The sequence below is a fragment of the Bdellovibrio reynosensis genome, assembly GCF_022814725.1.
Classification (GTDB): Bacteria; Bdellovibrionota; Bdellovibrionia; order Bdellovibrionales; family Bdellovibrionaceae; genus Bdellovibrio; species Bdellovibrio reynosensis.
This window is the reverse complement of the sequence record NZ_CP093442.1, coordinates 3045023-3060074: the sequence shown is the minus strand read 5'-3', so window position 1 is coordinate 3060074 and position 15052 is coordinate 3045023. Positions and strand designations below refer to the sequence as shown.

General features: G+C 42.7%; 13 protein-coding genes. 9 read left to right on the top strand and 4 right to left on the bottom strand.

What is annotated here, in order from left to right:
* The first annotated feature begins 100 nt into the window (after positions 1 to 100).
* Positions 101 to 2884 (top strand): isoleucine--tRNA ligase, encoded by a 2784-nt coding sequence (gene ileS / locus MNR06_RS14425; protein ID WP_243537076.1) that lies wholly within the window; start codon positions 101 to 103, stop codon positions 2882 to 2884.
* The gene (gene lspA / locus MNR06_RS14420) at positions 2881 to 3393 is read left to right on the top strand and encodes a signal peptidase II (RefSeq protein WP_243537074.1); all 513 of its coding nucleotides are present in this window, start codon (positions 2881 to 2883) and stop codon (positions 3391 to 3393) included. Before ileS ends, lspA begins: the two co-directional genes overlap by 4 nt.
* Before the next feature lie 42 nt (positions 3394 to 3435).
* Here the strand turns inward: lspA and MNR06_RS14415 are convergent, their stop codons facing one another.
* Positions 3436 to 3960 (bottom strand): response regulator transcription factor, encoded by a 525-nt coding sequence (locus MNR06_RS14415; protein WP_243537072.1) that lies wholly within the window; start codon positions 3958 to 3960, stop codon positions 3436 to 3438.
* On the bottom strand, positions 3957 to 5186 hold the full coding sequence (locus MNR06_RS14410) for a sensor histidine kinase (protein ID WP_243537071.1): 1230 nt from the start codon (positions 5184 to 5186) through the stop codon (positions 3957 to 3959). Before MNR06_RS14410 ends, MNR06_RS14415 begins: the two co-directional genes overlap by 4 nt.
* A gap of 139 nt (positions 5187 to 5325) precedes the next feature.
* Between MNR06_RS14410 and MNR06_RS14405 the strand changes: the two genes are divergently transcribed.
* Positions 5326 to 6396, top strand: coding sequence for a hypothetical protein (locus tag MNR06_RS14405; RefSeq protein WP_243537069.1), 1071 nt, complete (start codon positions 5326 to 5328; stop codon positions 6394 to 6396).
* Between the two features lie 3 nt (positions 6397 to 6399).
* On the opposite strand, the gene MNR06_RS14400 is transcribed toward MNR06_RS14405, so the two are convergent.
* Entirely contained in the window at positions 6400 to 7830 is a 1431-nt protein-coding gene (locus tag MNR06_RS14400) for a cyclic nucleotide-binding domain-containing protein (protein ID WP_243537067.1), read from the bottom strand.
* Between the two features lie 107 nt (positions 7831 to 7937).
* Here MNR06_RS14400 and MNR06_RS14395 point away from each other — a divergent pair, with 107 nt between their 5' ends.
* The 4 genes from MNR06_RS14395 (at position 7938) to MNR06_RS14380 (ending at position 10578) form a co-directional block, all read left to right on the top strand.
* Positions 7938 to 8687, top strand: a complete 750-nt coding sequence (locus MNR06_RS14395; protein WP_243537065.1) for a prolipoprotein diacylglyceryl transferase — start codon at positions 7938 to 7940, stop codon at positions 8685 to 8687.
* Positions 8688 to 9138: 451 nt separating this feature from the next.
* On the top strand, positions 9139 to 9813 hold the full coding sequence (locus tag MNR06_RS14390; protein ID WP_243537063.1) for a hypothetical protein: 675 nt from the start codon (positions 9139 to 9141) through the stop codon (positions 9811 to 9813).
* A gap of 74 nt (positions 9814 to 9887) precedes the next feature.
* Positions 9888 to 10121, top strand: coding sequence for a DNA gyrase inhibitor YacG (locus MNR06_RS14385; RefSeq protein ID WP_243537062.1), 234 nt, complete (start codon positions 9888 to 9890; stop codon positions 10119 to 10121).
* 160 nt (positions 10122 to 10281) lie between these two features.
* The gene (locus MNR06_RS14380) at positions 10282 to 10578 is read left to right on the top strand and encodes an HU family DNA-binding protein (RefSeq protein ID WP_456237215.1); all 297 of its coding nucleotides are present in this window, start codon (positions 10282 to 10284) and stop codon (positions 10576 to 10578) included.
* 229 nt (positions 10579 to 10807) lie between these two features.
* On the opposite strand, the gene MNR06_RS14375 is transcribed toward MNR06_RS14380, so the two are convergent.
* Positions 10808 to 11806 (bottom strand): HNH endonuclease, encoded by a 999-nt coding sequence (locus MNR06_RS14375; RefSeq protein ID WP_243537058.1) that lies wholly within the window; start codon positions 11804 to 11806, stop codon positions 10808 to 10810.
* A 1022-nt stretch (positions 11807 to 12828) separates the two neighbouring features.
* On the opposite strand from MNR06_RS14375, the gene pfkA reads away from it, so the two are divergent.
* Positions 12829 to 13818 carry a 6-phosphofructokinase gene (pfkA, locus tag MNR06_RS14370; protein WP_243537057.1) on the top strand — a complete coding sequence of 330 codons (990 nt, stop codon included), beginning with the start codon at positions 12829 to 12831 and terminating at the stop codon, positions 13816 to 13818.
* 85 nt (positions 13819 to 13903) lie between these two features.
* Positions 13904 to 15025 carry an ABC transporter substrate-binding protein gene (locus MNR06_RS14365; RefSeq protein ID WP_243537056.1) on the top strand — a complete coding sequence of 374 codons (1122 nt, stop codon included), beginning with the start codon at positions 13904 to 13906 and terminating at the stop codon, positions 15023 to 15025.
* Positions 15026 to 15052: the final 27 nt, after the last annotated feature.

Sequence of the window (15052 nt, the reverse complement as noted above, 5' to 3'; positions counted from 1 at the left end):
CAGAACCATCCGCTTCTAAGAGGAAACCATTTAATTTATTTAGCAAAATAAGCTATACTGCCCATCTTTAGTGCTTTCTCCAGATTAGAGGAATATTGGCATGAGCGAAACTCCCGACTACAAATCCACGATCCGTTTGCCACAAACTGACTTTCCGATGAAAGGGGACCTTCCAATCAAGGAACCTAAAATCATCGATAATTGGATAGACAAAAAAATCTATCAAAGAATGTCTAGTAAGAACAAAGGGAAGAAAAAATTCGTTTTCCCTGATGGACCTCCGTATGCAAACGGTGGCATTCACTTAGGTCATGCCTTAAATAAAACTTTAAAAGACATCATCGTAAAATATAAAAACATGCGCGGTTTTCAATCTGTGTTCATTCCAGGTTGGGATTGCCATGGTTTGCCGATTGAACACAAAGTTTTAAAAGACCTTCAAGCTAAGAAGATCACAAAAACAGATCAAGAGATCTTGGCACTTTGTCGTGAAGAAGCGACGAAGTGGGTGAACGTTCAGCGTGAAGACTTTAAACGTCTTGGCATCTTGGCTGATTGGGAAAATCCTTATTTGACGATGCAACCTGCTTACGAAGCTGAAGAGGTTCGTGAGTTTGCTCGTTCATATTCAAAAGGCCTTATCTATCGCGGTGTAAAACCAGTTTATTGGAACTGGGTTTTGAAAACCGCTTTAGCTGATGCAGAGATTGAATACCACAATCACAAATCCCCTTCGATCTATGTGAAGTTCAATATCACCGATGCAGCAACTCTTGCAAAGTTGGGTAACCCAACGAAAGCAACTAGCATCGTGATCTGGACGACGACTCCATGGACGCTTCCTGCGAACACGGGTATCGCTTTACATCCTGAACTTGAATACGCTGTTTACGATACTGGTTCTGAAAACCTTGTGATCGCAAAAGGTCTTAAAGAAGCTTTTGAAAAAGACAATGGCTTGAATCTGACTGAAGGCTTTACTTTCAAAGGTCAAAGTCTTGAGCTTGGTAAAGCTCGCCATCCATGGATTGATCGCGATTCTATTTTTGTATTGGGTGACCACGTCAGTCTTGATGCCGGTACTGGTGCTGTTCACACGGCTCCGGGACACGGTGCTGACGACTTTAAAGTGGGTCTTAAATACAAACTTCCAATCATCAATCCCGTTGATGACTCAGGTCTTTACACAGACGAAGTTCCTGAATGGAAAGGTATCAATATCTTTAAGGCCAACCCTTTGGTTGTTGAAAAAATCAAAGAAAGCGGTCATTTAATTTCTCATAAAGAAATTGAGCATAGCTATCCTCACTGCTGGCGTTCAAAAGCGCCGCTTATTTTCAGAACGACTCCGCAATGGTTTATCGGTTTGGATCTTGAAGGTTCAAACATCCGCGCTAAAACAATGAAGGCGATTGATGATATCAAGTTCGTTCCGCAATGGGGTGAGGCTCGCTTCCGCGCGATGATGGAAAATCGTCCTGACTGGTGCTTAAGCCGTCAACGCCTTTGGGGTGTACCAATCCCAGTATTCACTTGTAATGCCACTGGCGAAACTTTGGCTGACGTTGATGTGATGATGAAAGTAGCTGACGTGATTGAGTTTGAAGGTGGCATCAGTGCCTTTACTTCAAATGATCCAACGAAGTTCATCACGGCTGAAGCAGTTGAAAAAGCTCGTAAGCAACTAGGAAACCCCGCGTTTGGTACTCAAGGCTTTAAACATGGCCGTGATATCTTGGATGTGTGGTTTGACTCTGGCGTGTGCCATGCGGCTGTTCAGAAAAAACGTGACGGCATGGGCTTCCCTGCTGATCTTTACCTTGAAGGCAGTGACCAACATCGTGGTTGGTTTAATACTTCTTTGCTTTCTTCAATGTGCACAAACGGTGAAACTCCGTTTAAGGCGTTGTTGACCCATGGATTCACTTTGGATTCTCAAGGTCGCAAGATGAGTAAGTCGCTGGGTAACACCGTTGAACCTCAGGAAGTTTCATCTAAGAGCGGTGCTGAGATCATCCGTCTTTGGACTACTTACGGTGATTACGGTAAAGACATCGCATGCGGTAAAACTGAACTTGATCGCGTGACTGAAACTTATCGTCGTATTCGTAACTCTATGAGATACTTGTTGGGCGCAACTAGCGACTTTGATCCGTCTAAAGACATGGTCCCATACGAGAAACTGACTTGGGTTGATAAATGGGCTTTGTCTCGCTTGGCCTCTTTACATAAAGAAGTGACTGAAGCTTACGACAACTATGAGTTCTACAAAATCTATCACGCCTTGAATTTGTTCTTTACGGTGGATTTGTCAGCGACTTACATGGACGTACTTAAAGACCGCCTATACACTTGGAAACCAGATGGCGTTGCCCGTCGTGGTTCCCAAACGGTGCTTTATTATATGGCGGATTATTTGATCCGTATGATGGCTCCGGTTTTAAGCTTCTTGGCTGAAGAATCTTATGTTTACTTGAAGGCGCCTAATAAAGAAGATTCAGTATTTTTGTTAGATTACCCTGAACTTCCAAAAGAATGGGCAAACACTGAAATCGCTGGAAAGTTTGAAGACTACTTGAAAGTTCGTGGCGATTCTCAAAAAGTACTTGAGGGCTTACGTTCTGAAAAAGTCATCGGCGCAAGCTTAGAGGCGAAACTAACTATTTCTGCGGAAGGCGATCTATTCACGAAGCTGCAAAACTATGCAGACCTTCGTGAGTTCTTGATTGTTTCAGCAGTTGAGCTTAAAAACGGCCCTTACAAAATTGAAGCCGCGAAAGCTCCCGGTGAAAAATGCGTAAGATGCTGGGTTTATTCGACTGAAATCAGTCACGATCCAAAACATCCTGGAATCTGTCCTAAATGTGTAGAGGCACTAACATGAAGAAAAAATACATCTGGCTTATCTTAATCTCTGGAATTCTAGTGGCAATGGATCAACTGGTTAAGATCTATGTGCACACTCACTTCCACTTGGGTGAGTCAGTGATCGTGATCCCGAACTTCTTTAACCTGACTTACGTAAGAAACTTTGGCGCGGCTTTCGGCTTCCTAGCTGACAGCCACCCGTCTTTCCGTGAGTTGTTCTTCTTATCTATGCCGCCAGTTGCTTTGGTGATTATCCTTGGCATTTTACGTGGCGTGAAAGATGACGATACTAAACAGATCTTGGCACTTTCAAGCATCTTTGGTGGCGCTATTGGAAACTACATCGATCGTATTCGCTTCCGTTACGTGATCGATTTCTTGGATTTCCATTTATACAACCGCTGGAGCTGGCCTGCCTTTAATATCGCTGACATGGCGATTGTTGGCGGCGTAGGGATGCTTTTGATTCTGATGTTCATCGGAAATAAAGAAGAAGAAAAAGAGAAAGAAAAAGGCGCTTTATAAGCGCCCTTTTTTTTACTCGACTGCGGCGGAGTTTAAACAAGCTTATTTCGGGATGTTCTTACGTAATTTTCTTTGTAAGCTTTGTCGGTGCAACCCCAGCTTCTTTGCCGCTTGGGTAATATTGCCATCTGAACTTTGCAAAATATAATCAATGTACTCACGTTCCATTCTTGCCAGCGAGATTTCGTTTTCGGGGATTTCTTCCCCTGCCGGTTCTTCAACAAAAGCTTTGATAATCATGTCGGCCGTTACGGGCTTAGAGATAAAGTTGTGGGCACCAAGCTGCATGGCTTTCACTGCCGAAGCGACACTTCCGTAACCACTCATCATGACCACTTTTGGTTGTGGATAACGGGCTTTGATCTCTTTTAAAAAATCCATGCTGTTTTCAGAACCCACGCGCAGGTCTAATAGAACCCAATCGACATCGTGAACAATGCTGACACCGGGAGCAGTAGAAAACGAAGTCACTTGAATGCCACGCTCTTGCAGCTCTTCAGTTAAAACATCGCGCAGGTTTTCATCGTCTTCAACAAGGATTAGTTTTTTACCTTTGAAATCGCTCATTGTTCCTCCAGGGGGAGGCGCAGTCTTGCTGTAGCGCCTTCCGCAGGATTGTTTGAATTATTATTATAAATGCTAAACTCGCCGCCCGCAGCTTGGGCCATCATATTTGCGGAATAAAGTCCTAGGCCGTTGCCGTCTGGTTTATCAGTTACGAAAGGCTCCCCTAAGCGAGATAGAATTTCCGCACTTAATCCTGAACCTTTATCTGTGATTTCCAGCTGGGCCCAATTATCTAGTTTGTATAAACGAAGGTAAACTTTTTGATTAGCAGTGGACGCTTCCTTGGCATTATCTAAAAGATCAAAGAAGGTTTGGGAAAAGGCCAAGAGCTGAATACGGCAATGCAAAACTTCATTGGTCAGAATTGCTTCTACCTCTGCACCAGGATTTTCAACTTTCCATACTGCTAATAAGTCATGAACCAATTTAATAAGCTCGACTCGAGTCAAATCAGCTTGGGCTGAATGGGAAAAGATCGAAGCCATGTGTTGAAAAACGCTAACGCATTCATCAAGGGAACCTTGCGCTTTTTCAAATTCTTCCTTAGCTGAAAAATCTTGGGCAGCAAGTTTGCGCAAGCCCCTTTCCATTCTTAGCTTTAAGGAATTCATTGGCGTTGCCATCTGGTGAGAAAATCCCGCAGTTAACGCTCCTAGGGATTTTAAGCGATCCGCTTGGTGTTGGCGATCTTGCAACATGCGAATGCGTTGCTCGTTCTTATCCAAGAGCCTAGAGAAATACAGACTTACAAAGTAGCTTGCAAGAATAAGCACCCACTGAGAAATGAATGGCAGGGCAAGTTCAGTTTTCTGGAAATCCGTGGTTTTAAGAAGATCAAAATAGGTTTCAAACTGCAGCAAACCAAGAAGAGCCGATACCGCCGCCGCAAAAACATAAGAAATCTTATTACGTAAAAGCATCCCGCCTAAAAAAGCGTGAATACATAAAATACTGATAAACGGATTTAAAGCAGACCCACTTACAAACAGTAAACCAACTGCTGCTAAAAGATCGATAAGCAGATTGATTAGGATAAACTTTTGCTTAGATCCAAAGTCCTTTTCCGTCAGGCCTTGGGCGATGACATTGAAAGTTCCTAATAGGGCCAAAACCAAAATGAAATAAGGAATGTCACGGGTACGAAGATGCCCCCACTGTAAAAGCGGGAACATTCCAATCACCAGAAAAACCATCGCGATCCAGCGAAACCTTACTAATCCAGACATGCCCCTTCATAGCTGAGACTAGGGCTTGCCGCAATAAGACTATCAGCAAGGGCAACTTTTCGCTGCATGAGGCAAATGCAAAAGACTTGCATTTAAAAAAGCCCAATGGTACCTGCCTTTAAATGATGAGGTTTAGAATATGAAACTACTAGTAGTGCTAAGTTGGTTAGTCCTTTCCTTAAACGCTTTTGCCCAGGAAGAGGATCATGAACACTTTGAGACCCGTGGCGCCTTAGATCTTAGACTGCCCTTCGATTTTGAAAACTCTAGCGGAAACACCCTTAATGTTCAGGCTGCAGAGTTAGTCATTCAAGGACCAATCAATCATCATTTTTCAGGGTTAATCAACCTAACTGCCCATGGCCATGAGGATGATTTTAAACCGGAACTTCACGAAGCATATGTGGTTTCTAAAAATCTAATACCGTCATCAAAATTTAAAATTGGTAAATTCCTATTAGATGTTGGGGGCTTAAATAATACCCATCCGCACGATTGGTTCTTTACCTCAGCTCCGAAGGTGCACAATGATTTTTTTAGTGAAGAAGGTTTAAACGATACTGGTTTTGAATATAGTTTCTTGCATCCTGCTGGAAAGAATAGATTTACCTTCACTATTGGCGTTTCAAACGGTTATCACTTTGGCCATACGCACGAAGAATCAGGAGAAGAAGAGGCAGATGAAAGACCCCATGTTCCAACTCACTATCTTCACCCTTCTCAGCTATTTGCTACAGAAAATGGTTTCATTAAATTCGGCGCAACTTATGTAGGACGTACCGATGCGCAAGGTATTCAGACACAAATTTATGGTTTTGATTTTACGAAGGTAAATGGTGAAGTCGAAAAGCCCCAGTCTTTAATTAAATCAGAACTTCTGTATCGCAACCTAAGTGCGCCAGGCGCCTCAGCAACCGAAGAACTTGGAACATATGTTTATGCGGAACAATCACTTAATGAAAAATGGTCAGCAGGTTTCCGTGTAGATCTATTCACTGAGCTGAGCCGCACAGAAGCAGATTTGTCTAAAAAGGAAAACCTGAACTATGCACTGACTCCGTCCATGATTTATCGTACGGGACATTCTAGTGTTGTGAGATTTAACTACTCCTACGAAGTACAGACAAACCAAGGTGAAAATGATCAGTTAAATCAAAAATTGGAACTGCAACTTGTTGCATACCTTGGCGATCACTACCACGAAGATTAATTTTTATACGAAGAAATAATGGAATGACGGCTGGGCTTCGCGCTTCTGGCCGTCGACGTTAAATAGACAGATCACTTCAGTGCGAACACCTTTTTTCACATTGAATACAGTAAGGTCCGCGTTTTCGATGATCTGATGCAGACCACGGCCTGCCCCACCCTTGTTGGTGTTTAGACTGCCGGCTTGGCCACCATAACAGCTCATTAGATAATCAATAATGATGTCTTTGGTTAATGAACCAAATGGATCTTTTACGGAAACCGCCAACATAACTCCGTCGCTGCCATAACGAAGCACTGATTGTTGGTGAGTATCTAGCTGAATTTCTTCTTTACGGGAAATATGGTTAAACAAGGACTTTCCTTGAGAATCCACTGGTGCATCATAGATCGCATTCATCAGCATTTCTTCAACCACCGTGTTCACACGGTCTAAAACGGTGCTGCGAATTCCCATCTTTTTAAAGTAAGCGAAAATATCTTCACGCAAAGATTCTCTTTGTGCGGAGTGAGTGACAGTGCGGCTTTGCACGTCGACTCCCCAAGTAAGATATTTTTCTACTCCGAATAGGTCTTTATTCAAAAGTTTACTTAATGCCGTCAGCACGTAACGAATGGTGGCGTTCTTATCTTCCGCATCGCGGGAAATAATATGATTTACGAATCGATTGTGCTCTAGGATTTTTAGATTGCCTTGAACGTCTTTGCTTGTCAGAAGAACCGGGAAGGGAGAGGATTTTTTATCTTGGACTTCCTTTAGAACATCAACGCAAGCTTCTTCACACAGAACAATGTCGTAAGTGTTTTCTGCTAAAAAGGCATTCCCCATGGCAGAGTCACTGGCGATATCCAGTTGAACTCCGGTTCCACCTAAGGCCATGCGAATTGGAAGCTGCTGCTTTTTATCTGGCTCTACTAAAAGGACTTTTCCGCCGCCGCTTTTTTCAATGGCACTTTGTGCTTCATGAAGTTCGCGATTGAGGATTTCAAAGAGCCTGGCCTTTTCATTTGTACGCATTAGGCGTTCAGTCAAGATGAAGCAATAGATTTGAAATAGTAAAGCTTGAAAACGATCTTTGTCTTTAGGATGAACGTGGGCAAAGTCTTCCGTTTTTATGATGTAACATTCAACCGGGGAAAGCGCCTTCACTGTGGTGGAAGTCAGATTGGCCGTGATAACACTCATCTCACCAAATACTTCCCCTGGAGTTTCTAATGTCGCAATCACTTCGCCAGATAATGAAACTTCGACTTTTCCAGAACGCAGGAAGAATAAAGAGTTATTCTTCTTGCCTTCTTGAAGAACGAAACTGCCTACAGCAAAGGACTCTGTATGAATCATCGTGGCAGTCTGCAAAAGCAGATCTTCACTAAATGATTTAAAGAAGGAAAACTGGCGTATTTCCTTGGCGATTTCAGCAGGATGCATTCTCATGGATTTAATTATGTAATTAGTTGTCAGTTGTTGACCAGAATCGTGTTGAATATTTAGGAAAACCAAAGAAAATTAAGTCAATAGTCGGTATAAATGGAGGCTTCGATTTGTATCCCTTAATTCCACTGGGTCCAACTTTAAATATTCCGACGTACTATCTAGTGATCAGTCTTACGATTTGTATCTGTCTTTATTGGTCCACGCGCAGAGCTTTTGCTTACGATCTTTCTAAAAAACTCACCCTCGACCTTGGTCTTCTGATCATGGTTACTGGTTTTATCGGTGGACGCTTGTTTCATGTGTTGTATGAGGACATTGCTTACTACCGCGAATCTATGTGGCGAATTTTTGAATTCTGGAATGGTGGTTTTGTTTTTTATGGCGGAGCTTTGTTAGCGGGTCTTTGTGGATATTTATTCTTACGAAAAAAAGATTCCCATCGCTTGCCAACTTATTTAGATATGCTTGCGCCCCTTCTATGCTTTTCTTATGCCGCCGGAAGATTGGCGTGCCTACTTGCAGGTTGTTGTTTTGGAAAATACTGCGAGCTGCCTTGGGCTATTTCCGGAAGACACCCTACCCAAGCCTACGCAGCTTTATGGGAACTAGGTGTATTATTTATTTTATTGGGGATTGAAAAGGGCGTTCGTGAAAGTGGCCAGCCAAAGATATTTAAGAAATCAGGCAGTCTTTTTTATCTGTGGATGATCCTTCATTCTCTGGGTCGTTTTATTGTGGAATCTTTGCGTGATGATTTTCGCGGTCCTGAATTCGGTATTTCCGTTTCGTCGTGGATCAGCGCTGTCATCTTTATCTATGGCTGGTATCTATTATTAGCCAAGCCACGACAAAACTAGTTCTGATTCTGGCGACTAGAAACTTTGGCTAATGCGGGTTTGCTTTTTAAAAGTGCTTTTTGAGATTGCACCATACCTACAAGAAGTAGAAGTAAAACACCGGCTAATATGAATGGAAAAGCTTTTTTCTTTTGCATAGGGGCTCAATATACCCAAGTATCGGCCTCCTCGGGGGAATCTTAACGGCCCCTGAAATCAATATAAAAGATGTAACAAAATCCGCGTCTCATAATGAGACACCCAGCACTTTTCTAAAAGCGCCCTCAACTTCAGAAACTATTCCGGCGAAGCCGGAGTGCTCACCAGTGACACAAATTGGCCCCTCTTTGAAATTTTTAAACATCATAAAAGCTTTTAGCTCTGACCTATTCGAGTTGGCCCTCCTATTCCCGTGGCACAGCTCGTGAATTGCACTGTCAGTGATGAAGAATTTTTTAAAGAGAGGTCTGTCATGAAAAAGCTTTTTGTATCTTTGATGGCGATTTATTCAGCCTTCTTAGTTACTGGTTGTGATAAGGGCGGTGGCGGCGGAACTAACGTCGTTCAAGTTCCTGTTTGTGCTGCTGGTTCAGTATGGAATGGAACATCTTGCGTAGTCGGTGTTAACGGCTCAGCAAGTACTGCATTCAGATATAAAGTTAGTAGCTATTCAAGAGGTGATTCTTCGGGCATCAGAAACTTCCTTGAGTACGGTCTTGATGTGTGCCGCGAGAATAACTCTACTGGTTATTATGATTGCGGTAACTGGGGCGCGAACAACTTCCAGATCAATATTGCTGGTAACATCAATAATAGTAACTATTGTGCTCCGAAGCAGGTGACTCCCGCTCAAGTCACAGTAAATATTGCGATCCAAGCGCCACTGAATATGTACGTGAACTATGGAACATTATTTGGGACATGGCCTACATATCGTTATAACGGTGCAAACATGACTGGTGTGGGCAGCAATATTTCCGACTGTAACTCAGCGAGTATTGAAGTTCAGTACGGCTTGGGTCGACTTACTTTACAAATCGTAAACTCGAACTTAAATCAAACTACAGTGCCGTTTAAGTTGTGGTGGGCGCATACATCAGACCCTACTCAACGCTTGATTGGTTCAGGTAATTTAGTTCGTTACTAAGACTGTTACACGCCGACGTCTCATCGGACTATTTTCTTGCACTGGTTAAAAGTTCAAGATTAGATCTAAAAATTATGACCGATACAAAAGCTAAACAGGTCAAATGCCCGCAGTGCGGGCGTTTGGCTTTGTACACACCAGAAAATCCTTATCGTCCGTTCTGTTCCGAACGCTGCAAACTTATTGATCTTGGTGAGTGGGCCAGCGAAGGATACAAAATTCCTGTGAAACCTTCTTCAAGTGATTCTTTAAGTATAGATGATGACTATCATGAGCCATCGGACGATCATTCAGAAGATGCTCACTAACTAGTCTGCACTTCGGTTCACTCGCGTAGCTGAACCGCTTTGCCCGAGCGCCTTTCACATTTTACTATTGACGAACTTCTGATTTTGGCTTTTCATGATCCGGTCATTGGATGACGAAGAGTTATCAGCAAGATTTATTTATACAACGACGGACACATATATGTGTCTAAAACAGGAGTTAACAATGAACAAAGCACAACTTATCGAAAAAATCGCTACTGAAACTAAAGTTTCTAAAGCTCAAGCTGAATCAATCTTGGATTGCGCTGTAGAAAACATCAAAAAAGCAGTTAAAAAAGGCGACGATGTTAAATTGGTAGGCTTCGGTACTTTCACAAAAGCTAAACGCAAAGCTCGCACTGGTCGCAACCCACAAACTGGTAAAGCAATCAAAATCCCAGCTTCTTGGGCTCCAAAATTCCGCGCTGGCGCAGAATTCAAATCAATGGTTAAGTAATCGTTCTTAAAAACGATGCTAACTTAAAAGGCGTTCGCAAGAACGCCTTTTTTATTTTGAACCCATCTATCTATCTATCTATCTATCTATCTATCTATTAATCCACCTGCATATTTGGCTATTTCAGCAAAGAAGTTTTGAGTGTCTTTTCTTGCATGCAGCCAACAAATCTTTTCAATTCACCGGAAAAAAGCCAACAATACTGCCATGGAAATCTCTTTCCCGGGAACTAAGAGTGGAAACTAAGTCCTGCCTCTCTTCTGTATTTGCTTCTATTATGTTGTGCGCAGAGAATTTGCAAATTTCCTAATGTGTTTCTACCACTGGCCCATTTTGAAGTTTTATGATCGACCTGCAAAGCAAAAGTAGTGCGACACTGATTACCAGTCTTTAAATCAATATATTGGCAACATTTGTCTCGTACCAAAACCTCTCGGCGAGTTTTTGGTGTCACCGATTTATTCTCCACTTCCGCATCGGAAGTGATTATTGAACCTCTGTTAGTATTGAGAATTTCGATCTTGGGCTTAAGCGATGTGTTCTTTATTTTAGAGTTACGTGACTGCGTGCTATTGCTTTGAAATTTCGTAACCTTTTTAAACTTTTCATCCAAATAACTGTCAGCCAAAAACTCAATCACTTCCGACAATGAAACGCCCCCGTTACCTTGTAAAAGAATAGGTGCAGCTAGGTCTTTACAGCTAATAAGTTTTTCGAACTGTTCTTTTGAAAGCGTCAGTTCCAACCGTACAGATTCATCCTTTTGAACTTTTTTAGTTTCGAATTCCTTTAAAGGTAAATCCAAAATTTGCGAAAGCTCATGTTGAGTTTCTTGAGTAGTTTTACCAGAAACAACCGAAACTAATTCGTGCTTTTGCATAGGAGTAATTCTATTACCGCTGACTTTCTCTTTTTCTTTAATTGCTCTAGAAATTTCGCCAATTTGGGAAAGATTTAAAGATCCTTCTTGAATTCGTTCGGCCACTTCAGGAACATCACGTAGAAGTCGCGCTGCTTCAAGTCGTCGCATAGCCGCAGCTGCGGAATATCCAAGCTCCTTAGTAAGGTACTCAAAAATCGAAGGGTAAGCTTTTTCCAAATAAAGTTTTCGCGAATCAATTTCGCGAATATGTTCCAAAATAACATGCAAAAGTTTGCGCTCTTTTTGCACGAGGTCTTTAAGACGAAATTCAAGCTCATCATTTGTGAATCGAGAAAGTGAATTCATAAAAACTCCTGGGAATAATGACTGTATACCACAGGTTTTTTGGAGCACATTTTCCAGAAGGTACAGGGAAATTAATAACATCGCTTTAAATAGCTTAATCAGGCCATTACAATCAGATCTTCGTCAAAAACAGGTTTTAAAAGATTCAAGCCAAACAAACCAATCAGAGCGAAATTTAGAGACACAAAAATCCCGTCAATAAAATCACGAATGACAATTTAGATATGACTTCATGAGCAACCGAAGCGGAAATAACTTTTTATTTTAACTTAATTTTTCCTTGGTCCGCACAAGATCTGCTGGAAACTCTAACAGACGGCCCGCCTTGCACGTCCATCTATCTAAGGCTTAGCGGTTGCCTTGACACCGTAAGCTACCGATGCGGAAGTAACTATAACAAACACCAGTTGCTCAAAGACTTGGTGATTTCAATTCTGATTTTTTACCGAGGGCTCATACCTGCGCTAACAAGAGGTCTGTTAATCCAAATTTCTGAACCGACTTTTTGACATAACGAGCTACCGATGCGGAAGTGAAAGTAAAAAGCAACCCAAGTGTCCCTGCTCACTCGGTCACTTTTATCACAGTAAAAGTTCATTGAATTTGGAGGACTGTTTCCCAACTTTCGAATATTGAAGTTAGATGCAAGGGCGCATGCATAAGCACACATCCTTCGGATAATAAATCCTGCGATCCTAGATTTATTCTGTATCAACCAACTTTATTTCTGCAGGATAGTAAGCCTGAAGACTGCATGGCCGAGTTTGACATAACGAGCTACCGATGCGGAAGTCAAAATCCAGGAATGATCGACCTGAAATTTTCAGATCGCCCGACAACCAAAGCCTCTCCCCAATAAAAAGAAACCCCCGCAAAACAGGATTGATCAAAACAATCTAAGCCCGAGGCGTAGGAACTTCCCGCAGCGCAGGCGTGGCAGCGCCACGTCGGAGCGAGGACAAGTTCCGTACAACGAAGGGATTGGGTTGTTTTCATCAATCCCTTCGTGCTAGCGTTGATCTATGGCTCAATTTTCTCAAAAAGTTACTAAAATCGGCGTCTACACCAGCGGTGGCGATGCTCCTGGAATGAACGCAGCAATTCGCGCCGTCGTGCGTGTGGGTATTGCGCAAAATCTTGAAGTTTACGGAATTCATAACGGCTATGTCGGTATGATGGACAATAAAATCGAACGCCTGCAACTGCGTGATATGGCCAACATCATTCAACGTGGTGGTACAGTTTTAAAAACAGGTCGCTCGACTGAGTTCATGAAACCTGAAGGCCGCGTAAAAGCCGCCCAACATTTAAAAGCTTTCGGCATTGATGCACTTGTGTGCATCGGTGGTGACGGATCTTTCCGCGGTGCCCACGCACTTTGGGAAGAACATCAAATCCCATGCGTTGGTGTTCCAGGCACTATCGACAACGATATTTATGGCAGTGATAAAACCATCGGCTTTGATACGGCAGTAAACACAGCACTTGAAGCGATTGATAGAATTCGCGATACCGCTGCTTCCCATGATAGACTTTTCATCATTGAAGTGATGGGCCGAAATTCTGGTTTCATCGCCTCGCACGTGGGCCTTGCTGGTGGTGCCGAAGAAATCTTTGCGCCAGAAGGTAACACCACTGTTGATAAAGCTCTTGATCGAATCAAAGAAGCAAAATCCAGAGGGAAAACCAGCAGTATTATCATCACTGCCGAAGGACAAAAGCCTGGTCGAGCGTACGACCTTGCAGAAGCAATCCGAAAAAAATCGGGTATTGATGCGAAGGTTTCTATCTTGGGACATCAACAACGTGGTGGATCGCCAACAGCAGCCGATCGCATTTTAGCAAGTCGCATGGGTGCGGCCGCGGTGGATGCTCTTTTAAAAGGTTACTGCGATATTATGATCGGCACTGAAGGAGAAAGATTGATTCAAGTGCCACTTGATCTCGTCACTAAACATGAGAAAAAAGCACAACTGGATTTGATTTCTCTAGCGAACATTCTCGCAACTTAATTCGAGAATTCCTTTTTTATCTTGACCTCTTTTTTTCTTCGCAGAATATAGGTTATCCTAATTAGCATGAAGAAAAGAGGTCCTAATGAAACGCCTTCTCCTAGCGCTTGTCCTTGTTTTACCACTTGTCAGTGGTTGCACAAAAAAACAAAATGAAATTGTTATCGGTGAGTACGATTCTTTAACTGGAAGTGATGCCACTTTCGGATTGAGTTCAAACAAGGGTGTACGTTTGGCCCTAGATGAAATCAATGCGGCTGGCGGAGTTAAAGGTAAAAAAATCAGCCTAGTGACTCTTGATGACCAAGGTAAAAACGAAGAAGCAGCAGCAGCAACGACTCGCTTGATCACGCAAAATAAAGTTGTAGCGATCATCGGTGGCGTAGCTTCAGGTCGCTCTAAAGCAGCAGCTCCGATTGCACAAACTCACAAAGTTCCATTTGTTTCACCGGCTTCCACGAATCCAGATGTAACAAAAGCGGGCGACTATGTTTTCCGTATTTGCTTTATCGATCCATTCCAAGGTTTTGTGATGGCGAAATTTGCCAATGAAACTTTGAAGCTTAAAAAAGTAGCGATTTTGCGTGACGTGAAAAATGACTACTCTGTAGGTCTTGCAGACGTATTCAGAGATGAGTTCAAAAAACGCGGTGGCGAAATCGTGACTGACATCAGCTACCAAGCAGGTGACATCGATTTCAAAGCGCAATTGACTGAAATTCGCTCTAAAAATCCAGATGGTATCTATATTCCAGGTTACTACACTGAAGTTGGTTTGATTGCTCAGCAAGCAAGACAATTAGGTATCAAAGCACCTCTTATGGGTGGCGACGGTTGGGATAGCGACAAGCTTTCTGAAATCGGAAAAGATGCTATCAACGGTAACTACTACTCTAATCACTACACGACAGAATCTTCTGATCCGTCAGTGACTGAGTTCATTAAAAAATTCAAAGCGAAATACAACGAAACTCCAGACGCGTTGGCGGCTCTTGGATACGACGCTGCAAAAATCCTTGTAGCAGCAATGGAACGCGCTGCCGACTTGTCAGGTCCAGCAATCCGTGATGAACTAGCAAAAACGAAAGATTTTGTGGGCGTTACGGGTAAAGTTTCTTTGAACGAAAATCGCGATGCAGTGAAAAGCGCTGTAGTTATCCAAGTTGAAGGAAAAAACCGTAAGTACGTATCCACAGTTACTCCCTAACTGTTAACTCCGGTTTCATCGCCGGAG